Origin of the sequence: Metabacillus crassostreae, from assembly GCF_016908395.1 — a bacterium.
Classification (GTDB): Bacteria; Bacillota; Bacilli; order Bacillales; family Bacillaceae; genus Metabacillus; species Metabacillus crassostreae.
Genome location: NZ_JAFBDU010000001.1, coordinates 831,217 through 852,487 on the forward strand (window position 1 = coordinate 831,217; position 21,271 = coordinate 852,487).

Below are 21,271 nucleotides of genomic sequence, written 5' to 3' on the forward strand. Positions count from 1 at the left end.
TAGACATGAAATAGTAGGCGAAGGAGGTAAGTCAGCATTTTTTCAGTTATGAGTTTCTTTAAGTGTCTTTCCAAAAATTAAAACAAAAAGGAGATTAGAACATGTTAAATGTATTACGAAAACCAATTATATCTGGATTAGCTTTGGCCTTAATGTTACCTGTAGGAATGAATACAGCATCTGCTGCTAATTCAAATAAACCAAATATAAGTGCATTAACAGCACCACAATTAGATCAAAGATATAAAAAGTCTTTCACAATTGGTGCAGCAGTAGAGCCTTATCAATTAGAAGGCAAAGACGCACAAATGTTAAAGCGTCATTATAATAGTATTGTTGCTGAAAATGTGATGAAGCCAGTTAATATTCAACCAGAAGAAGGTAAATTCAACTTTGAAGAAGCTGATAAAATTGTCAACTTTGCTAAAAAGAATAATATGGAAATACGCTTTCATGCACTAATTTGGCATAGCCAAATACCACAATGGTTCTTTCAAGATCAACAAGGTAATCCGATGATTAATGAAACAGACCCATTAAAACGTGAAGCAAATAAACAGCTTCTGCTAGAACGTATTAAAACTCATGTAAAAACAATAGTCGAACGTTACAAAGATGATGTAAAATCATGGGATGTTGTAAATGAAGTAATTGATGACGGCAATCCGCCAAACGGTAAAGGGTTACGTGAGTCAGAATGGTACAAACTATCTGGCACTGACTATATTAAGGTTGCTTTTGAAACGGCTAAAAAATATGGTGGAAAAGATGTTAAGCTCTATATCAATGATTACAATACAGAAGTAGAATCAAAAAGAGATAACCTATACAACTTGGTGAAAGAACTATTATATCAAGGTGTTCCAATTGATGGTGTTGGTCATCAATCACATATACAAATCGGGTGGCCTACTCTTCAACAAACAGAGGATTCTATTAATCTATTTGCAAGTCTTGGCTTAGATAACCAAATTACTGAACTTGATGTTAGTCTTTATGGCTGGCCACCAAAACCTGCATATAAGTCTTATGACGAAATTCCAGGAGAGGTTTTTAAAGACCAAGCTGATCGCTATGATGCATTATTCAAATTATATGAGAAATTAGATGACAAAATTAGCAATGTTACTTTCTGGGGAATTACAGATAATCATACTTGGTTAGATGATCGTGCAGAGGAATATAATGATGGAGTTGGAAAAGATGCACCATTTTTATTTGATCCCGATTATAAAGTTAAGCCTGCATACTGGGCAATCATTGATCATAAATAACTAATTAAAATGAACTTAGAAATATAGGTTATAAAATAAGTTTTCTATTCCCGAGGCTAAGGATAAACCCAAAATATTAGGAGATAATTTATTTAATCTTACACCTAATATTTCGGGTTTTTTTGTTGTGTTCAATTGATTTTGCAAACTATTAAAAACTAGATGGATGGAGAGGAAGGCACTATCCTACAAACTTCAAAAGAAAGAAATTATCATATTTGCAGGAAATTATTAACAAATGCAGAACTCCTATTAGACTAGTAAAAAAGCAAAATTAGGAGGTATACCTATTCTATGAAGTACCAAAACCAAGAAAAATTCGTTGAACGAATTGATGCTGTTTTCCTTCCTGTCAGAAATCTAGAGGAGTCAATAAAATGGTATCAGGAAATATTCAGTTTTGATTTACGCTGGAAAAATGAAAGAATGTGCGGTCTTTTTATAGCCACAAATTGTGGATTTCACCTAGTCGAGACACAGGATTTTAAACCAATTACTACATATACACCTTTTAATTATGTTGTAAAAGATGTGGAAAAAACACGAGAAAAGCTACTTGAAAAAGGAGTTGTGGTTTCACAATTAAGAACAGGAGAACCAAAACGTTTTGATATAACTGATCTGAATGGAAATATGATAAGTATTATACAACTATAAAATAAATTACAAATAACAGCATCAGATCATGAAATGAGGGAAAAATATGCAACACATTTTACTTGTTATCATTATAGGAGTAATTATTCTTAGTATTTTTAGAATGATTAGAAAAAAATCGTATATACCAAATAATAAGTATACTCCATTAGATGACATAAATAATGGATTAATGGAATCTAATAAATCTGATCCTCTAAGTATTGAATCTAAATCAGAAATAAAATATGAATAAGCAGAAAAATAAAATCATTTAATGTTAAATGGTGATTTATTATTATTGGAGAGCAAAAAGAATTACATATACCAACATTCAATTTCCTCTCCTTAATAGTAGATTCCTTATTTTGAAGTATCTCTTTCTAATAACTCTATAATTCTATCAAGCTTTTCTTCAATACTACTGTCACTAGATGGTTTTTTTGAAAGAAGAAAACGAACAAGTAAAAATACAACTGCAAAGATTCCTATCAAAAAAATAAACATTATAATCTGAAAAATCATGTCACCAATATTCATAGTAGCCCCTTATTTACATATTTTTGATAATTATATCATATTTCCCAAACCACATTATAAAGAAAATTGTTGAACTAAATTAAGGTGAGAAATCTCAAGAAGAAAATCAGTTCCATTAATGAGAAACAATCAATAGTGCGAAACTTTAGCTTTTGTTGTTCGTAATATTATGTAGACTCTTGGAGGTGTAAAAATGGACTTAAATCCACAATCAACACATACTGTTAACATCGTTACAAAGAAAAAATTCACTATAAGAAAAGTATTAAATTTATATGGTATTTTCACCTTTGTGGGATTAATAGTATCAATTTTTACTATTCCTTTGACATTTAATGTAGAAATGGGATTTTCCCGTTATGAAATGGAATTAAAAGATATAAAGAAATTTATAACATTCATTTTCGCAAGTGGGTTCATCTATTTCTTTTTAGTGAATGTCTACCATATAAAAAAAATTGGGAGAAGGATATTTTTTCTCACTTTAATCCTTGTCTTAAGTTTTAGTATATTCATGATTTTTTATCTATTGTCTCATCAAGCAGTACACTAAAGTCATATGTACATAAAATATGTTATTAGGTGCGTGAATTCTAGGATTTAAGCACTTTGGATTTATTCTTTCTTCTTATTAGCATTATAATCCATAAACCAACAGTATATCTTGTTGGTTTTTTCCTATTAAATAATTTATTGTAATATTAAGAGACTCTTCTTATAATGCCTTTTTCATAATAAGATATAAAGAATTCGATGATGTATTTAAGCTGTAGATAAACACGAATTATTAGGTGGTCGTTCAATTAATGTTTCGCCCAATAGTTTTGACCTTCATTTTTAGATTTTGCATCCTATTTTTAAGAATGGGTGATATGAAGCGAAAGGCACACAGCTCCTTCCGTAATAGAGGATGGCTGAGATCTTAGCAGTAGTAGCCAAAAAACTTATTGATCCAGCTTAATCGGAAATTTGAAAAAAGTATTCTGATGTCTTAGCCCTCAATGATTAAGTTAGGTGTATCTGACTTTAGAAAAAATAGAAAACAATATACGTAAATCCTTATTTCTACAAGCGAGAAAACAAAAAGGGGGATAAAAAATGAGATGTGGCTCAAAGTGCTTTTATGTTGAGTTGGAATTAAATGAAGAAAAAATGATTAAGTCTATCACTGCAAGAACACCAGCTGAAGCCAGAAAAACAATTCGGTTAGAATACGGAGCTGAAGCTACTATTTTATTTATTCAAGAAGAAAGGAAAGATAAAGGGATTTAGCGATGGTCTACTTGTATTGAGAAACTTATTTAAATACATAATGGTATAAACTGGAGGATTGAACTTGAAGGGTAGGCTAAGAAGAACAGTACTGCTGTTAATTCTATGTATTTTTTTTATATACTTGGTTGATATTTTTACAATCAATCCGAATGTTTATTCAGGAAACGGTAACTTAGGACTTTTGTTTTTGTTTCCAGCACTTATTATTTTTATATTTTTTGCACACAGCTTTTGGGTAACCCTTGGAAATTTACATTTATCATCAAAATCATGGAAGGTTATTTTTCTCGGATCATTATTTCTACTGCTGCTTTTTTGCTTTTTAGAATATACGTTTGTGCTACAGCTGATTGACACTTTAGGTGGCACACCGAAAATAGAAACCTCAAAAATCTATCGATATCCATGGGTAAATCAATATACAAATACTTTTTTTGTTAACTATTTTACTTTTATTATGATGATAACTGGAGTGACCCTTTTAAGATCAATTATGAGGATGAAATAAGTAGAGGGTGGGAATACCCTCTTTTTTTGATAAATAGGTTGTCAGGCTTTTAAAACACTCATAGCTAAAGCAAAACTTCATTTTTGATTACACAATTTCTGCCTAACTTCTTTGCTTCATATAGAGCTAGATCAGCCCGCTTAAGTAGCGAATCTATAGTATCTCCCTTACAATAACTAGCTACGCCCACACTAGCAGTAACACTGTTAACAGCGGTAAACCTATTCAATTCTATAGAGCTACGAATATTATCTGCATGATTAACTGTATCTTGTATGGAGAGAGATGTAATAACAATAAACTCTTCTCCACCCATCTCCCTAAAAACTCTTCTTTAGAAAGCTTTTGTGCGATAAGTGCAGCAAACTCTTTTAAAATAATATCTCCAACATCATGTCCAAAGTTGTCGTTTATCACTTTAAAGTGGTCAATATCGATAAATAATACAGAAAATGAAGTATTTTTCTTATTAGTTACTTCAATCATTTCATTAAAAACTGCTGTACTCTTCCTTCGATTTGGAATTTCTGTTAAATCATCATAATAAGCATTTTTTTTCAATGCTTGATACTCTGCATGGATTGAAACGATATATTGAAAAGAATAAATAACTAAAATATAAATTAAGTTTGCAATATAATAGCGGATAACAGAGTCTAGCTGTTGTCCTGTTAAATCTGTGAAATACGGTAGACCGATCAATAAATTAACGACTAAAACGAAAGAAGAAACTATTAATCCAAACTTCTTTCCTAGAACAAGAAACAAATAAATGATATATATCGGCATCCAGATAATAAAATCACCAAGAGACTGACTATTATTATTTAAAAAGTCTACAGATATATTCTCGAAAAATTCCTCAAACAAATAAATGCTAATAAAGACAAGATTCATTATTTCATGAAAGCGAACAAACACAGCATGCTTTAGTAAAAACAAACTAGCTATAAAGTAAATAATCAAGAAAATCGATAAAGTATCAGTTACTATTGAATTCTCTAGTAAAAATAAATTACCAATAATATAGATTAAAATGAAAATGCTTGAATAGAAGTAAATTGTTTTCTTTATATTGGCTAATGTATCAATATTAACTTTCATACTTATGTTCCTTCCACTAAGCTTAGTTTTAACAGAAGTATCAAACGACATTTTTCTACATTTTATCATTATATAGTCCTAATTAAAAACACTAAAACAACTACACCAGGAACTAATTTAAAACGGATAAAAAATATTTTTTTACCTTTGTAACAAAAGGAGAACCTTTTGCTTGAGTTATTATTTATTTGAAATAAAATAGATAATATACAGATTTATGTTGAAATGATAAATGGTCAAGAAGATTTCTTTTTATGTCACGGTATATCCAGTATTAGGTTTAAAAAAACTGCGTCCTTTAAGGAGAATGATAAATATGAAATACAGAAAACTAGGTAATAGCGGACTCAAGGTTAGTGAAATTGGTTTGGGAAGCTGGTTAACGTACGGTAAGGCAGTAAATGATCAGACAGCACATGATTGTATACATAAGGCATATGAACTAGGAATTAATTTTTTTGATACAGCAAATGCATATGAAGAGGGAAAAGCAGAGATCGTTTTAGGAGAAGCCTTGCAAAGATATGTAAGAAGCAGTTATGTTGTGGCAACTAAGTTATTTTTCCCAATGGGTCAAGATCCAAATGAGCGGGGTTTGTCCAGAAAGCATATTATCGAACAGTGTGATGCTAGCTTAAAACGGTTAGGATTAGATTATATTGATTTATATCAATGTCATCGTTTTGATCCAGAGGTCCCAATGGAAGAAACACTTTATGCATTAGATGATTTGGTTAGACAAGGAAAGATATTATATGCTGGAGTAAGTGAATGGAGTGCAGCTCAAATAGAAAAAGCAGTAGGCATAAGAAAAGATCACCGTTTAAGACCAATTATTTCAAATCAGCCTATATATAATATGCTAGAAAGATATATTGAGAAAGATGTATTACCAGTATCTAACGAAAATGGAATGGGACAAATTGTGTTTTCTCCATTAGCACAAGGTGTTCTAACAGGTAAGTATAAGCCAAATGCAGAGAAGCCTAGTGATAGTCGTGCTGCAAATGATTCTACTAATTTTGTTATAAATAGCTATCTTCGCAATGATGTATTGAAGTGTGTTGAAAAATTGAACACACTCGCACAAGAATTGGATTTATCTCTAAGTCAATTATCACTTTCATGGATCTTAAGTCATGAAGGAATTAGTTCAGCAATAATAGGAGCAAGCAGGCCACAGCAGATTGAGGAAAATGTAAAAGCTGTTGATGTTGAACTTACGAAAGACACTCTAGAAAGAATTGATAACATTCTTGAAGAAATAAAAGGATTTGCACCGCTAAGATAAATTAATTTTAGAGGCATTTTTATATAAGAATATTAGAAATGGTGTATTCCGTAATAGCTTAATAAAATAAAATGGTACATTCCTAAAAGAAAGGAATGTGCCATTTTGTGTATTAACCCATAATATCTATCATGTAATTAATTCATTTATGTTATTATTTATATATACATATTTTAACAGTGTCTAAAAGAACATTAAAAATATGATTAAATTCTACTGTCCAATCTCCTTATGACATGCTTCAGTAGTTTAATATATCCTAAATCAACCTCTCATCATATTTCAATTACACATTAATATATTATCTGTTATTTATATTCTGCAGCAAGGAAAATAAAGGAGGGTGAGGAACTTTGTCGAATCATTATTAATTTTCGTATTGTTTATCTCTATTATTCTCCCTTTTACAACTTTTGTGCATGAACTTGGTCATGCCATAGTAGCAGCTCATTTGTTAAAAGTGCCGGTTGAAATTAAACTAGGGACAAAATTTAATGGGAAGGGAATAACACTTGGAAAAATTCATATAAACATACAGCTTTTAAGTGGATGGGTAGGCTTTTTCAATTTTAAAGCTACGACAGAAAAGGTGAGTAAAAGTAAGTATATCTTGATCTTTCTTGCCGGTCCATTATTTTCCTTCTTATTAAGTACTGTTTGTTTCACTTTACTTACATATAGTAACGTACCAATGATCCTAAACGATTTAGTAAGATTTATAATGAATGCAGCACTAGTTCAATTTCTAATAACAATTATTCCATTTAAATATCCAGCTTTTTTGGGTTCATATAGCGGACTCTCTAGTGATGGTTATAATATAATAAAGGTAATGCGTCAAAGATAAACTTTCATTAACTTGTTACCCATTTACAAGGTTTTCTATCTCACATATAATATCATTAGGCATTTTTACAATTTATACACAAGTAGGTTCTTAATAATTTTTAAGAATAATAGGGAAGTTGGTGTAAATCCAACGCGGTCCCGCCACTGTAAACACTGAGCAAACAGATAATAATCCACTGTAAGTTTTCTTATGGGAAGGATATGTTATGCATGGAAGTGTAAGCCAGGAGACCTGCCTATTTGGGTGATCAAAAATCCTTCGCGGAAAGGAGATTTGAAAGAATAAGAGTATATATTTATCTAAAAAGCTCTTTCACTTTTGAATTTCCGTCTTTCCATATGGATAGGCGTTTTTTGTTGTTGTAGAATATTTTCATAATTTCTTTCTGAAAATTGATAAATATAGCGCCGTAACAGTCTAGTGGCATCGTTTCATCTAAAGGTAATACTTTTATACAAATCAAAACACTAATTTCAACATGCAATTTTCTCAAATAGCAAAAACTATCAGAAAGACCTAGTTGTAAAAAGAAATGGAGAGAGTCAATATGACCGAAAAACAAAAAGGGTTAACACTTGTTTATACAGGAGAGGGAAAAGGAAAAACAACAGCATCAATAGGATTAACAGTTCGCGCTGTAGGTCAGGGACTTTCAGTAAAGGTTTTACAATTTATTAAATCAAATAAACGTACATATGGTGAGAAGATTTCTTTAGAAAAATTAGGAGTTGAAATGATTCAGCTTGGAGAAGGTTTTACTTGGACGAAAACACCTGAAATTCACCGAACAGCCCTAAAATCAGCGTGGAAAATCGCGAAAGAAACAGTAATGTCTGGGGAATATGATGTGGTTGTTTTAGATGAACTAAATAATGCCTTGGCAATTGATTCGTTTCCAATCGATGATGTTTTACCATTAGAAGAAGTGAAAGAACTAATTCGCACAAAACCTAGTCATGTAAATTTAGTCATTACCGGAAGACATGCTAAAGATGAAATTAAAGACTTGGCAGATCTTGTGTCAGTTGTTAATGTGGAAAAGCATTATTATGATGAAGGAATCCCTGCAGTTAAGGGCATTGAATTTTAATAGAAAGTGAGATTATATAGATGACTTTTTCAAAAGCAGTTAAGGAGAACTTACAACGAATAGAAAAAATAAACGAAGAGTCAATGAATACTGCGAAAGCACATATTAATTCTTTAACGAAGCCCATCGGAAGCTTAGGGAAAATTGAAGAGCTTGCAATCCAACTAGCTGGTATTACAAATAATCCCTTTCCAGAAGTCTCGCCACCAGGAATTGCTGTGTTTGCAGCAGATCATGGTGTAACAGAGATGGGTGTTTCTGCTTATCCAAAGGATGTAACAGCACAAATGGTTTATAATTTTTTAAACGGTGGAGCGGCAATCAATGCTTTTGCAAAACAAATAGAGGCTGTGTTAAAAGTTGTTGATATAGGGGTTGAAGAAGAACTACAGCATGAACAACTAGAGGCGAAGAAAGTAAGGAACGGAACAAGAAATTTTGCCTTTGAAAATGCGATGAATAGTGATGAAGTTAATCAAGCATTACAAGTTGGAATGGAAACAGCAATGAAGCTTATAAATGAAGGAGCAAAAACGATTATTGTTGGTGAAATGGGTATTGGAAATACAACATCAGCAAGTGCGATCACTGCTCTCATTACTAATTGTTCAGTGGAAGATGCTGTTGGCTATGGAACTGGTATTTCTGAGAAGATCAAGAAAAACAAAATCAACATTATTACGAATGCACTACGTGATCGTAATCCTCAACAAAATGATCCCTTTGATATCTTATCAAAAATAGGCGGTCTAGAAATTGCTGGTATGACTGGTGCTATTCTAAAAGCTGCAGAACAAAAAGTACCTGTTATTATCGACGGTTTTATAAGTACAGCTTCTGCATTGTTAGCTGTACTAATGGAGGATAAAGTAAGAAATTACTTGATTGCTGGGCATCAATCACAGGAAAAAGGTCATGTCCATGCTTTGTCATTTTTACAAAAACAACCATTATTACAGTTGGATTTAAGATTAGGGGAAGGTACTGGAGCGGCTCTTGCGTTTCCACTTATTGAAGCTGCAACGAATATGATGAATGAGATGGCAACCTTCGAATCAGCAGGTGTATCAGAAAAAAGTTAAACTAGAAAATTAAAACTATTCTTTATTTACACACTATATAACTTCATTTATAATTGTCACTGTCACAAAAAACAAATATTTCGACAATAGGTCCTAATTCACGAAGCTTTTCTACTAGTGTTGTTACTTTAAACCGCAGTAAAACCATCTTTAAGCGCAAAAATGGTAGCATTCATTATACAAAGAAAAAAATTTCGTTAACCTTTAGGATAATAGGGAAGTTTGGTTTATAATCCAACGCGGTCCCGCCACTGTAATTGCTGAGTAATTTTCCAAATAACCACTGTACATTTCGTATGGGAAGGGGAAAATTTTATAATGACGCATGAGCCAGGAGACCTGCCTATTGTATAAGTAAGTATTCTTCGAGGAAAAGAATGGCTTTAAAATGCGGTGCTTTCATTAGAAGCTTTTGTAAACAAAAATGGTAGAAAGGGATTCCTTTTCCTTTTGATCTAACAAGGCCTAATAAAAATCACAATTTTCCTGCATTTATCGCCTTTTCCTATGGAATAGGCGTTTTTTGTTGCAAAAAAATAACAAGGAGTGATCACATTGACAACAAGTAGAAAAAAGTGGACATTACTTAGCTTATTCTTTGTACTTCTAATGATGTTCACAATCGGATGTGGATCTGATTCTGGCCAATCAGAAACAGATTCTACAACAGCAGAAGAAAATACTGAGGATCCTAACACATCAGAAAAGAGTGCTCCTTTTCCTATTACAGTAACAGATGGTACTGGTGAGGAAATAACGATTGAAACAGAACCGAAAACAATTGTATCGGTTATCCCAAGTAATACAGAAATTACATATGCAATTGGACAAGGTGATAAACTAGTTGCGGTTGATGATTATAGTAATTACCCGGAAGAAACTGCCGAGCTTGAAAAAATCGGTGATCAGCAGTTAAATGTTGAAAAAATACTAGCATTACAACCAGATTTGGCATTGGTTACAGAATATCAACATCAAAACAATCCAGATGTGTTAACACAATTTAAAGAAGCTGGAACAGACGTTGTTGTGATTAATAGTGCTGAATCATTTGATCAAGTTTATGAATCCATCACTTTGATTGGTGAAGTAACTGGTGCATCAGATGAGGCGGAACAGGTTGTTAGTGAAATGAAGGAAAGTCTTGAGGTAATTAAAGAAAAAGCGAAAGCAGTAACAGAAAAGAAAAAAGTATGGGTAGAGGTTTCGCCTTCCCCAGATATTTTTACAACAGGTAAAAACACGTTTATGCATGAAATGCTAGAGTCGATAAATGCTATTAATACAGCAGGCGATCAAACAGGCTGGGTGAAAATGACAGAAGAAGAAATCGTCACTTTAAATCCAGATGTTATTATTACTACGTATGGTTATTATGTAGATAATCCAACAGATGCTGTATTAAGCCGTTCTGGTTGGGATGAGGTTCCAGCAATAAAAAAGCAGCAGGTATTTGATGTGAACAATGATACTGTTACAAGACCTGGTCCTAGATTAATTGATGGAGTTGAGACTCTTGCGAAGCTCATATATCCAGATGTTTTTGAAAAATAAACTACTTTGGATGTACTTACTAACAGGAGTGTTTGTCATTTTGGCAGCACTCCTTGGTTTGTTTATTAGTAGTGTTCATTATCCAATAACTGTAATTTTGGACATACTATCAAACAAAATAATCGGTACATCATTATTTGGTGAACACATTCCAAAAGTGGCAGAACGCATTATTTGGGAAATTCGCTTTCCACGAGTATTATTAGCTTTCTTTGTTGGTGCAGCATTAGCATTAGCGGGAGCAGCTTTTCAAGGACTGTTACGTAATCCACTTGCAGATCCTTTCACAATTGGTGTATCATCTGGTGCCTCTTTAGGTGCAGTTATTGTTTTATATTTTCAACTATCAATTTCCTTTTTAGGTGTTTATACGTTACCAATCGTGTCTATAATATCAGGATTTATTGCTATGTTTATTGTATTTAGCGTTACCGCTTTAGCAAACAAAACACTATCGATTGAAACGATTATATTAGCAGGCATTATCGTGAGTTCATTTATAAGTGCAATTGTTTCTCTAATTATTTCGTTAAGTCCACAAGAAGATGCACGTTCAATTTTATATTGGTTAATGGGCAATATCGGAATGAGAGGATGGAGTCATGTAAAATTACTCGTCCCATTTTTTGTAATTGGAACATGCTTTTTACTTTTCCGTTCACGTGAGTTAAATGCCTTTGCATTAGGAGAAGAAGCAGCAGAGCATTTAGGTGTTAATGTGCAAAAAGGTAAGATCATCATAATTGTAGGCGCATCTTTATTAACTGGAGCTGCTGTATCAGTTTCTGGTTCTATTGGTTTTGTTGGCTTAGTTATTCCTCATTTTACAAGATTATTAATCGGACCTAATCATAAACATGTTCTTCCTTTATCATTGTTCATAGGAGGAGGATATCTCGTTCTTGCAGATTTGTTTGCTCGTACAATTATTGCACCTAGCGAGTTACCTATAGGTGTTATTACAGCTTTAATTGGTGCTCCAGTTTTTGCGTTATTACTTATTAGAGAGCGACTAGGAAGGGGGTAGAGAGTTATGATCACACTTCAAAATGTATCAGGTGGCTATTTGAATAAAAGCATTGTTAAAAATATCAGCTTTACAATTGAAAAAGGTCATTTTTATGCATTAATTGGTCCAAATGGAAGCGGAAAAACAACCTTAAGTAAATTAATTACCGGTGTTTTGCCTCTACAATCCGGCTCAATCTTGATTTTGGACAAATCCTTGAAACAGTACTCCTCTATACAAAGAGCAGAAATGATGGCTGTTTTATCTCAAGAAGCTTCTGTAGAATTTGATTTTTCTGTTGAAGAAATTGTCATGCTAGGTAGATATCCTCATCAAAAGGGATTTTTCAAAACCATTTCAAATCAAGATAAACAGATTGTCAAAGATGTTATGGAAAAAACGTATGTTTATCAGTATAGAAAAAAGCTATTTAAACAGTTAAGTGGTGGTGAAAAGCAACGAGTGTTGCTTGCAAAAGCATTAGCACAAGAGCCTAAGATTTTGATATTAGATGAACCGACTAATCATTTAGATATGCGACATACCCTTGAGATGCTTCAGCATTTAAAGGATTATCAAAAGCAACATGATTTAACGATCCTTGCGATTTTACATGATTTAAATATTGCTTCTCTTTTCTCAGACAAAATAGGTTTATTACATCATGGACATTTAGTTGAAACAGGTGATTTATCTTTATTACAAAAAGAAGAAAAATTACAAGAAGTATACGAAGTAGCCATTAAAACAAGCTTCCACCCTGTGATAGCAAAACCACAAATTTCTTTAATACCAAAGAAACAGAAGCCATTACATACAAGTCTTGACCACACAATGAACACAACAAAAAATTATATTCATATCTATTTTCCGAAGCCTTTACGCACTATCTCAAATGCTGTATTAGGTGAGGGGCTTTATTGGAGCAGAAATTTTTGTAATTTTCATGTTCCCTACAATTATAATTGTTCAAACCCCAAGCAAGATATCCAAAATTGGCTACAACAAGCAAATATTTCTAGCTATGATACTGTCGGAATGATGACAGCCGTTATTTTAAAGGATAAAAGTGTAATTAGAGAGAATATTGAAGGTGTTGAAATTTTATCAATTATTACTGCAGGTGTTGGAAATGCAGTTGATATTACACATGATCACAGAGATTCTAGCAATAAAATTGGAACTGTAAATATCATGGTATTTCTTGATGCACATTTAACAGATGGAGCCCTAGTTAATAGCATTCAATCTGTAACTGAAGCTAAAACAAAAGCATTCTATGATTTAAATATAAAGGATCACAACACACAGACAATTGCTACAGGGACATCAACAGATTCAACATTAATAGCATCAACACAACATGGTGAGTTAACACCATATGCCGGCTCAGGAACATCACTTGGAAAAGCGATTGGAAAAGTTGTCTACAATGGATTGATCGAGGCAATAAAAAACTATGAAAAACGGAAGAAAATATAATGATAGATTTATTTGATATTCATGTTTATCTGATTTTACTCGCTATTTTACTAGATTTCTTAATTGGTGATCCTAAATGGATTCCACATCCTGTTATTATCATAGGAAAAGGAATTAGCATTCTTGAAGGAGTGTGGAATAAGGGTACCAATCGTAAAATTAAGGGTTTGTTCTTACTGATTAGTATTGTTGGTGGAACCTATCTTTTTGTTTATTTCGTTTTAGAATTACTAGCACTAATTCATCCTATTCTATCACTATTATTTGAGATTTACTTTATTTCTTCAACAGTTGCGATAAAAGGCTTGCAGCAGGCAGCAACAGATGTTCTAAAGCCTTTAAAGAACAATGATTTAATAAAAGCTAGAAAAAAGCTCGGGTATATTGTTGGACGTGATACTCATGATTTACCACCACCCGAAATTGTCCGTGGAACTGTAGAAACTGTTGCTGAAAACACAGTTGATGGAGTCATTTCTCCATTATTTTGGGCCCTACTTGGCGGTGCACCTTTAGCGATGGCTTATCGTGCAATCAATACACTAGATTCTATGGTCGGTTACAGAAATGAAAAATTCATAGATTTCGGTTGGGCATCTGCTCGATGTGATGATCTAGCCAACTATGTACCAGCACGTTTTACTGCTTTATTTATGTGGATCTTTTCATTATTTGTCCCAAAATTAAAACGTTGGAATGCTCTAAAAGTTACATTTCGTGACGCGAAAAAACACCCTAGTCCAAACGGCGGCTGGCCTGAAGCAATGACAGCAGGCTTACTAGGTGTTGTTTTAGGCGGAGAAAACAAGTATGAAGGAATTGTTTCCTATCGAGCCGAGATGGGGCATTTTTATCGAAAGCTACATGTATGGGATATAAGGAGTACGGTTTTATTTATGCATGGAGCTTGGATTGTGTTTGTGCTCATTCTCGTTTGTCTTACCCTGATTTAAGTCAGGACTAATTTCACCATGTTTGCCTTAAACTAAATCTAGAAAGGCTTGATGTATATGAAGTGGCCAGCACACGGTGGTCAACCCTCTAAAATATATGAATTAACTGGTATAAATCAAAACGATAAAATCTATGATTTTAGTGCAAATCTTAATCCTTTAGGACCGCCAGAAAAAGTGAAACAGCATTATTTGCAATCACTTGAGCTAATCCAAAACTACCCTGATCCTGATTATCGTGAAGCAACAAAGCTAGTTTCTAAACATGAGAATATACCCAAAAATCATCTTCTTCTTACAAATGGAGGAGCCGAAGCTATCTTTCTTATTGCTCATCTTTTTTTAGGACAAAAGGCCTTAATAATCGAACCAACTTTTTCTGAATATAAACGAGCTTGTGAGGTTTATAACATTGATGTTTCAACACTTTCCCTTTCTGTTGACAATTCTTTCACATTACCACTTGAAACAATCGTAGCAAAGCTTCATGAAGTAGATGTTGTTTTTATATGTCGACCAAATAACCCAACTGGGACGATAGCATCAATAAATGAGATGAAAATAATCATCGAAAATGCTTCAAAGTGTGGAACAAAAATTATAGTTGATGAAGCTTTTATTCATTTTGCTCCAAGTGAGTATGAAGATTTAACTTCTTTACTATCAACCTACAGCAATTTAATATTGCTACGCTCTTTAACAAAAATCTTCTCAATACCTGGGTTAAGGCTTGGATACATTATCGCTGATGAACAGAAAATTACTAGTTTGCGATCAAAACAAATTCCTTGGAGTATTAATGGAGTTGTTACTAATTTATTGCCTAGTTTATTCGAGGATGAAATGTTTATCGAACAGACAAAAATCTGGCTTCAAAAACAATTAACTTTTTTGAAAGCAGAACTGACTAGCCTTGGATTCTATGTTTCTCCAACAGTTGTCAATTTCTATTTACTTCAAGATGATCATAACAACACGGAAGAATTATTTCGCTTTTTACTAGCTCACCACCTCATCCCTCGTCATACTCAAACATTTAAGAATCTAGAAGGTCGTTATTTAAGACTTGCTGTTCGAAATGAAGAGGAAAACAACTATTTACTTAAGGTGTTACGTTTGTGGAGGGAGCAACAATGATTACATTTATATCAGGTGGAGCAAGATCTGGTAAAAGCTCGTTTGCAGAAAAGCTTGCTACCGAAGCATATCAACAAAATAACGAGAACAAGCTAGGTAATAGCAAGCTATATTATGTGGCAACAGCTGAGCGTTCTGATGGAGAAATGAATGAACGTATTAACCGGCATATTAATGAACGGTCAGGCACTTGGTATACGCTTGAAGTACCAATAAACATATCATCTCAGCTAGAAAATCTACATAATCATGATGTACTATTAATCGATTGTTTAACAATTTGGTTAAATAATATGATGTACAAAAAACAAGCAGACTTACCTCAATTATTAGAAGAAGTGACGAATTGGATTGATATTAGCATACGTAAACAGCTGCAGCTTTTTATCGTATCAAATGATTTAAATGAAGGAATGCTTCACAAAGATTATTTTACACATCAATATATGTACGCATTAGAAAATGTACATCACTTTCTGATCAGTGAAAGTGATGCTGCTTATCAGGTTGTTGCAGGCATACCGATTCAGTGGAAGGGGGAAAGAGAGTGATTTCCTTTTTCAAAGGTTTTCTACTAGCTCTACAATTTTTAACGAGAATACCCATTCCGCTTGCTCTTCCTTGGGAGAAAAGTACAATTAGAGGGGCACTTACTTCATTTGCGCTTGTTGGGTTTGTCATTGGTGGATTACTAATTTCCTTTCTCTATTTTGCTTATCCGCTGTTACCTCTTTGGATGACTGCTTTTGCCTTATTATCATTATGGGTATTTTTAACAGGTGGTTTACATCTTGATGGATTAATGGATGTAGCTGATGCTTTAGGCTCAAATGGTTCTCTTGAGAAGCAACGGGTCATTATGAAAGATCCTCATGTTGGCAGCTTTTCAGTTCTTGTGGTTATCTTTCATTTAGGCTGGAAAACTTTGTTTATATATGGTTTGCTTACATCTGAAACACTAGAATTTTATCAGCTCTCTTTTATTTTATTATCAATTCCTGCATCTAGTCGTTTACTTGCGCTTTTCCTTTTATATGATGTACCAGTGATGAAAAGAGAAGGACTTGCATTTGAATGGAAGAAATACCTTACTGTTAAAGAGATAATTTTTGCTTGTTTACCAATCATTATCATATTGTTTTTTGCTCCGATCTTGGTGCTTCTTTTAACAGCTTATTTCTTCCTTTTTCTGATAGGACGAATATGGATAAAAAGGACCTTTCATGGAATTAATGGTGATTTAGTTGGTGCTTCTATAGAGGGAGGAGAGCTATGGGGACTAGCAATTGTTTGGATTTATATTTCATTCGTCATGGTGTAACACAGTACAATTTAGAAAAGAAATACTTAGGACATACGAATGAACCTTTATTACATAATCATGAAGATCAATTTACTGCCTTAAAAAAGGCATTAGCACCAATAAAATTCCACTATTGCTACACAAGTGACCTTAAACGTTGTGTTCAAACAACTCAACACCTAATAAAGAATCAACCTATTTGTGTAGATAATAGATTAAGAGAATTGAATTTTGGTGACTGGGAAGGTAAAACATATAACGAATTAAAAAATGATGATCATTACCGTGTATGGCTTGATGACATGCAAAGCATCACCCCTCCAAACGGCGAGAAGCTAACTCAATTACAAGCACGAGTTGATGTATTTTTCGAGGATCTTCTGTCCCTACATGACCTTGAAAACAAAAGCATGTTAATTGTCACACATGGAGGGACAATACGTGCTTGTTTATTAAAGTTTCATATTTCAAAAAGTCTATGGGACATGCCAGTACCTCACGGAAGTGGCTATAAGCTATCATTAAAAAGAAGTAAGGGGGAATGGATATGCAACTCGTGGTCGGTGGTGCCTATTCAGGAAAAAGAAAAACAGTGAAAAATAGTGGTGAAAACTTAATATGGCATAGTGCCTACAATGAAGATCCATTTGACACGTGGCAAAAGTCCTGCCAAACAAGTTCTATTGTCGTTATGGAAGGATGGGAGAAATGGGTTGAAGAACAATTAATCCTTGGAAAAACAATTGACGAAGTTAGAAGCTTTTTTATAGATGAAATTGAGAAGCTATGTGAAGCCGAAAAATCATCACAATTTTCCTTTTATTTTATTATGTTAGAAATGGGAAGAGGAATTGTCCCGATGCTAGAAAAAAATAGAAATATACGTGATGTATGTGGGTGGATCTTACAATATGCTGCAAATAAGGCAGAAGAAGTTTATTATTGCTGGCATGGACTATCTCAAAAAATCAAGTGAATAGATATTTTAATATAACATCATATCAATAGCGAAATTTTGCATGTAGAGATAATTTTCAGCAAATTCAATTAACTAATTGCTGTTATATTTACATCATCTACTCGATAGAAGTAAAAATGTTATTGAAAAACATCGAATATTCATATATTATAGCAAATAGACAATCATACATAATTAAATAGAAGCAATAAACTAAGATGCCTAACGGCTTAATAGGGAATCTGGTGAAACTCCAGAGCTGTTCCCGCAACTGTAAGTGTGGACGAAATAAGTAAACCACTGTTTAAAATCCTTTTCTAGTATAAAGGTTTTAGATGGGAAGGTCTTAAAGTAGAATGAAGCACAAGTCAGGAGACCTGTCTTAATTTATCAAGTTTCAGTTTCTTCGGGAGGTGAGAAGGTGAAACGATCGCAATACATATAACAAGAATGACTCTTGTTTCATGCTGCTATCGTTTTCATCCGCTCACAATCGTGTGCGGATTTTTTATGTTGATTTGTAATAAAACTAAAATCAGCAGAAACCAATATTAAACGAATAAAATGCAACTACATCTAAGATACATGTCAAAAAGAGAGCCAATATTCATGATGAAGAGAAAGTATAGTATGAAAAATCAATGCAAACACTTGAAGCTTTATAGACAAAGTCAACGTCTTACTTTTTTAGATGAAAAAAAGTTTTATTATCACATGGCATTTGGACATATTCTCTACTAAATTGTAATAACTATTAAACTAGTTAAATGAAAAAATCAAATTAGGTGCCATAGCATTTTTATGCATGGTTAAAAGGGAAGTACGGTGAAAAACCGTCACGGTACCCGCCACTGTTATGGGGAGCTTGCATGTTAATTGTCACTGATTTAATAAAATCGGGAAGACACTTGTAATCTATAATCCTAAGTCAGGAAACCTGCCTAATTTATTGTATACACATACCTACGGGAAAATAGGTAGATGTGTTATAAATATTGCATTTGTATTATTATGCGTATTTGTACACCTCTACCTAAGTAGAGGTTTTTTTAGTTGGTTTCTACTAATATCCAAAAATATAGATCAATTTTTTAAAAAAGGACGTGTCAAAGCATGACGACTTGGAATTTATCAGAAACAAAGCATCATGTACTTATTTGTAATGGCAGTAGCTGTATGAGAAAAAACGGAGAAGAAGTAACACAGGCTATTCGCGATGAAATTACAAAATTAGATTTAGAAGCAAAAATTCACACAACACGCACGCGTTGTAATGGAAGATGTAAGGATGCATGTGTTGCTATTGTTTATCCAGAAGGAACTTGGTACAAGGCCCTATCAGCAGATCTAGGTAGAAAAATTGTCCAAACACACTTGGCAGGTGGAAAAGTTTTAGAGGAAGCAGTGATCTATCATTATGAAAATGAATCATTTGTTGCACCTGAAACAAGTAAATCTATTAAAGGAATCACAAAACCGATTAAAGAAAGTGTGTAATTCTCATTTGGTAGTTTGTAGAGCTAGTAACCTATGAAAGGATGATCATATTTTGCGAGGAAAGTTACTTGTCATTGGCTTTGGTCCAGGAAGCTTTGAACATATGACAAATCGAGCAATGGATGCAATAAAAGAAAGTGACTATATTATTGGTTATAAAACATATGTAGATTTAATTAAAGATCTACTCACAAATCAAGAAATCATTAGTACAGGAATGTCTGAGGAAGTAAGTCGTGCCCAAGCAGCAGTTCGTTACGCAGAAGAAGGGAAAACAGTTGCAGTGATTTCTAGTGGTGATGCTGGAGTTTACGGGATGGCAGGTCTTGTTTATGAGGTACTCATTGAAAAGGGCTGGAAAGAAGCAACAGGTGTGTCAGTAGAGGTGATTCCAGGAATATCTGCGATCAATTCTTGCGCATCCTTACTTGGTGCACCAGTTATGCATGATGCCTGCACAATTAGTTTAAGTGATCATTTAACACCATGGGATTTAATTGAAAAACGACTAGAAGCTGCAGCACTAGCCGATTTTGTCGTCACTTTATATAATCCGAAAAGTGGTCGTCGCACAAGACAAATTCAAGAGGCACAAAGAATTTTACTGAAATATCGTTCACCACGTACACCTGTAGGACTTGTCAAAAGCGCTTACCGTGATCGACAGCATATTGAAATTACTGATCTTGAGCATATGCTAGATTTTGATATTGGCATGTTAACAACCGTTGTTATTGGAAATTCCTCAACCTTTTTATATGACAATAAAATTATCACACCAAGAGGATATCAACGAAAATATACGTTAAACACAACAGAGCAGAGATTGAGACCACATGAACGTTTACGCCATGAAAATGAGCCATGGGCCCTTCATCAAGGGAAAAATGATTCTGTAACAAATGTTGCAGTAAAAGAAAAAAAGGGACTAGCTACAGAATCAACAATTTCCTCCTTAGAATTAGCCATTGAAGCGCTTAGTAAAGTAGAAAGAAATCAGACTTTTGAGAGCACTCCTCCTGCAGCTGTTCATCATCCTGTAGAGTCTATCTTCGAATTTGCTGTTAGCCCTGGTATTGCTAACAAAAAATTCACACCATCACAGCTTATTACATTAGCAGAAGTTGTTGGTGAAGAAGGTTCAATGGAGTATACTCCACATCATCAAATTTATGTAAAAGTTCCTACAGCCGACCCAGAAAGGGTAACGCAAAAATTAGAGGATGTTGGGTTTATTTTAGAGCCAATTGGAGATGTTTTTCAAATAAAAGCGTGTGACTTTTGTGAGGGTGAGAAAAAAGATTCCATACCTCACGCAGAAGAAATCCATCAAAGATTAAGTGGTCTTGATTTACCAAAGGAATTAAAGCTAGGGTTTAATGGTTGTGGAATGGCATGCTTTGGTGCTGTTAACGAAGATATTGGTATTGTGTTTAGAAAAGGCAAATTTGATTTATTTTTAGGAGCCAAAACTGTTGGTAGAACCGCACATGCAGGACAGCCTGTTGCAGAGGGAATTGAGCCTGGTGAAATTGTCGGATTAATTGAAAAAATTGTTTTAGAGTACAAAGAAAAAGGCCATCCAAATGAGCGTTTTTTCAAATATTTCAAACGTGTGGGTAAAATTCAACACTATCAATATAAGGACATGACACCAAAGATTGAAATAGAACCAGCTCCATGTGGAGATTAAGAAAGTTTTACGAAAACATCCTTAAAAAGAGATCG

General features: G+C 33.6%; 21 protein-coding genes, 1 pseudogene and 4 riboswitches. Of the genes and pseudogenes, 20 read left to right on the top strand and 2 right to left on the bottom strand.

What is annotated here, in order from left to right; all coding sequences use genetic code 11:
* The first annotated feature begins 101 nt into the window (after positions 1–101).
* The 3 genes from JOC75_RS04520 (at position 102) to JOC75_RS04530 (ending at position 2,166) form a co-directional block, all read left to right on the top strand.
* Positions 102–1,274, top strand: coding sequence for an endo-1,4-beta-xylanase (locus JOC75_RS04520; protein WP_204952892.1), 1,173 nt, complete (start codon positions 102–104; stop codon positions 1,272–1,274).
* 294 nt (positions 1,275–1,568) lie between these two features.
* Complete coding sequence (locus JOC75_RS04525) at positions 1,569–1,931, top strand: VOC family protein (RefSeq protein ID WP_204952893.1); 363 nt, start codon at positions 1,569–1,571, stop codon at positions 1,929–1,931.
* Between the two features lie 46 nt (positions 1,932–1,977).
* Positions 1,978–2,166, top strand: coding sequence for a hypothetical protein (locus JOC75_RS04530; RefSeq protein ID WP_204952894.1), 189 nt, complete (start codon positions 1,978–1,980; stop codon positions 2,164–2,166).
* A gap of 107 nt (positions 2,167–2,273) precedes the next feature.
* On the opposite strand, the gene JOC75_RS04535 is transcribed toward JOC75_RS04530, so the two are convergent.
* Positions 2,274–2,450, bottom strand: coding sequence for a DUF4083 family protein (locus JOC75_RS04535; protein WP_204952895.1), 177 nt, complete (start codon positions 2,448–2,450; stop codon positions 2,274–2,276).
* A 1,098-nt stretch (positions 2,451–3,548) separates the two neighbouring features.
* Between JOC75_RS04535 and JOC75_RS04540 the strand changes: the two genes are divergently transcribed.
* Together JOC75_RS04540 and JOC75_RS04545 are read left to right on the top strand one after the other, a co-directional pair.
* Positions 3,549–3,722 (top strand): hypothetical protein, encoded by a 174-nt coding sequence (locus JOC75_RS04540; RefSeq protein ID WP_204952896.1) that lies wholly within the window; start codon positions 3,549–3,551, stop codon positions 3,720–3,722.
* A 64-nt stretch (positions 3,723–3,786) separates the two neighbouring features.
* Positions 3,787–4,233, top strand: a complete 447-nt coding sequence (locus tag JOC75_RS04545; RefSeq protein ID WP_204952897.1) for a hypothetical protein — start codon at positions 3,787–3,789, stop codon at positions 4,231–4,233.
* A gap of 129 nt (positions 4,234–4,362) precedes the next feature.
* Here JOC75_RS04545 and JOC75_RS04555 read toward each other — a convergent pair.
* Positions 4,363–5,406 (bottom strand): annotated as a pseudogene (locus JOC75_RS04555) (GGDEF domain-containing protein); the annotation flags it as partial.
* A gap of 247 nt (positions 5,407–5,653) precedes the next feature.
* On the opposite strand from JOC75_RS04555, the gene JOC75_RS04560 reads away from it, so the two are divergent.
* The 15 genes from JOC75_RS04560 to cobJ all read left to right on the top strand — a co-directional run bounded on the left by JOC75_RS04560 (position 5,654) and on the right by cobJ (position 21,236).
* Positions 5,654–6,628 (top strand): aldo/keto reductase family protein, encoded by a 975-nt coding sequence (locus JOC75_RS04560; protein WP_204952900.1) that lies wholly within the window; start codon positions 5,654–5,656, stop codon positions 6,626–6,628.
* Positions 6,629–6,971: 343 nt separating this feature from the next.
* Positions 6,972–7,475 (top strand): site-2 protease family protein, encoded by a 504-nt coding sequence (locus JOC75_RS04565; RefSeq protein ID WP_204952901.1) that lies wholly within the window; start codon positions 6,972–6,974, stop codon positions 7,473–7,475.
* Positions 7,476–7,542: 67 nt separating this feature from the next.
* Positions 7,543–7,731: riboswitch (cobalamin riboswitch) on the top strand.
* A gap of 294 nt (positions 7,732–8,025) precedes the next feature.
* A complete protein-coding gene (locus JOC75_RS04570; RefSeq protein ID WP_204952902.1) occupies positions 8,026–8,568 on the top strand; it encodes a cob(I)yrinic acid a,c-diamide adenosyltransferase in 543 nt (180 codons plus the stop codon).
* A gap of 20 nt (positions 8,569–8,588) precedes the next feature.
* Positions 8,589–9,650 (top strand): nicotinate-nucleotide--dimethylbenzimidazole phosphoribosyltransferase, encoded by a 1,062-nt coding sequence (gene cobT / locus JOC75_RS04575; RefSeq protein WP_204952903.1) that lies wholly within the window; start codon positions 8,589–8,591, stop codon positions 9,648–9,650.
* 177 nt (positions 9,651–9,827) lie between these two features.
* Positions 9,828–10,011, top strand: a riboswitch (cobalamin riboswitch).
* Between the two features lie 248 nt (positions 10,012–10,259).
* Positions 10,260–11,204, top strand: a complete 945-nt coding sequence (locus tag JOC75_RS04580) for an ABC transporter substrate-binding protein (protein ID WP_204953509.1) — start codon at positions 10,260–10,262, stop codon at positions 11,202–11,204.
* On the top strand, positions 11,167–12,231 hold the full coding sequence (locus JOC75_RS04585) for a FecCD family ABC transporter permease (RefSeq protein WP_239589281.1): 1,065 nt from the start codon (positions 11,167–11,169) through the stop codon (positions 12,229–12,231). Before JOC75_RS04580 ends, JOC75_RS04585 begins: the two co-directional genes overlap by 38 nt.
* A gap of 6 nt (positions 12,232–12,237) precedes the next feature.
* On the top strand, positions 12,238–13,695 hold the full coding sequence (locus JOC75_RS04590) for an adenosylcobinamide amidohydrolase (protein WP_204952905.1): 1,458 nt from the start codon (positions 12,238–12,240) through the stop codon (positions 13,693–13,695).
* Positions 13,695–14,648, top strand: coding sequence for an adenosylcobinamide-phosphate synthase CbiB (gene cbiB, locus JOC75_RS04595; RefSeq protein WP_204952906.1), 954 nt, complete (start codon positions 13,695–13,697; stop codon positions 14,646–14,648). The genes JOC75_RS04590 and cbiB overlap by 1 nt, the downstream gene beginning before the upstream one ends.
* A gap of 57 nt (positions 14,649–14,705) precedes the next feature.
* Positions 14,706–15,785, top strand: a complete 1,080-nt coding sequence (gene cobD, locus JOC75_RS04600) for a threonine-phosphate decarboxylase CobD (RefSeq protein WP_204952907.1) — start codon at positions 14,706–14,708, stop codon at positions 15,783–15,785.
* On the top strand, positions 15,782–16,336 hold the full coding sequence (locus tag JOC75_RS04605; RefSeq protein ID WP_204952908.1) for a bifunctional adenosylcobinamide kinase/adenosylcobinamide-phosphate guanylyltransferase: 555 nt from the start codon (positions 15,782–15,784) through the stop codon (positions 16,334–16,336). Before cobD ends, JOC75_RS04605 begins: the two co-directional genes overlap by 4 nt.
* Positions 16,333–17,106, top strand: a complete 774-nt coding sequence (gene cobS / locus JOC75_RS04610) for an adenosylcobinamide-GDP ribazoletransferase (protein WP_204952909.1) — start codon at positions 16,333–16,335, stop codon at positions 17,104–17,106. Before JOC75_RS04605 ends, cobS begins: the two co-directional genes overlap by 4 nt.
* The gene (locus tag JOC75_RS04615) at positions 17,058–17,684 is read left to right on the top strand and encodes a histidine phosphatase family protein (protein ID WP_204952910.1); all 627 of its coding nucleotides are present in this window, start codon (positions 17,058–17,060) and stop codon (positions 17,682–17,684) included. The genes cobS and JOC75_RS04615 overlap by 49 nt, the downstream gene beginning before the upstream one ends.
* Positions 17,636–18,064 (top strand): bifunctional adenosylcobinamide kinase/adenosylcobinamide-phosphate guanylyltransferase, encoded by a 429-nt coding sequence (locus JOC75_RS04620; RefSeq protein ID WP_204952911.1) that lies wholly within the window; start codon positions 17,636–17,638, stop codon positions 18,062–18,064. Before JOC75_RS04615 ends, JOC75_RS04620 begins: the two co-directional genes overlap by 49 nt.
* A 181-nt stretch (positions 18,065–18,245) precedes the next feature.
* A riboswitch (cobalamin riboswitch) is annotated at positions 18,246–18,445 on the top strand.
* A 367-nt stretch (positions 18,446–18,812) separates the two neighbouring features.
* A riboswitch (cobalamin riboswitch) is annotated at positions 18,813–19,005 on the top strand.
* A gap of 154 nt (positions 19,006–19,159) precedes the next feature.
* The gene (locus JOC75_RS04625; protein WP_204952912.1) at positions 19,160–19,543 is read left to right on the top strand and encodes a (2Fe-2S) ferredoxin domain-containing protein; all 384 of its coding nucleotides are present in this window, start codon (positions 19,160–19,162) and stop codon (positions 19,541–19,543) included.
* Between the two features lie 52 nt (positions 19,544–19,595).
* On the top strand, positions 19,596–21,236 hold the full coding sequence (cobJ, locus tag JOC75_RS04630; RefSeq protein ID WP_204952913.1) for a precorrin-3B C(17)-methyltransferase: 1,641 nt from the start codon (positions 19,596–19,598) through the stop codon (positions 21,234–21,236).
* Positions 21,237–21,271: the final 35 nt, after the last annotated feature.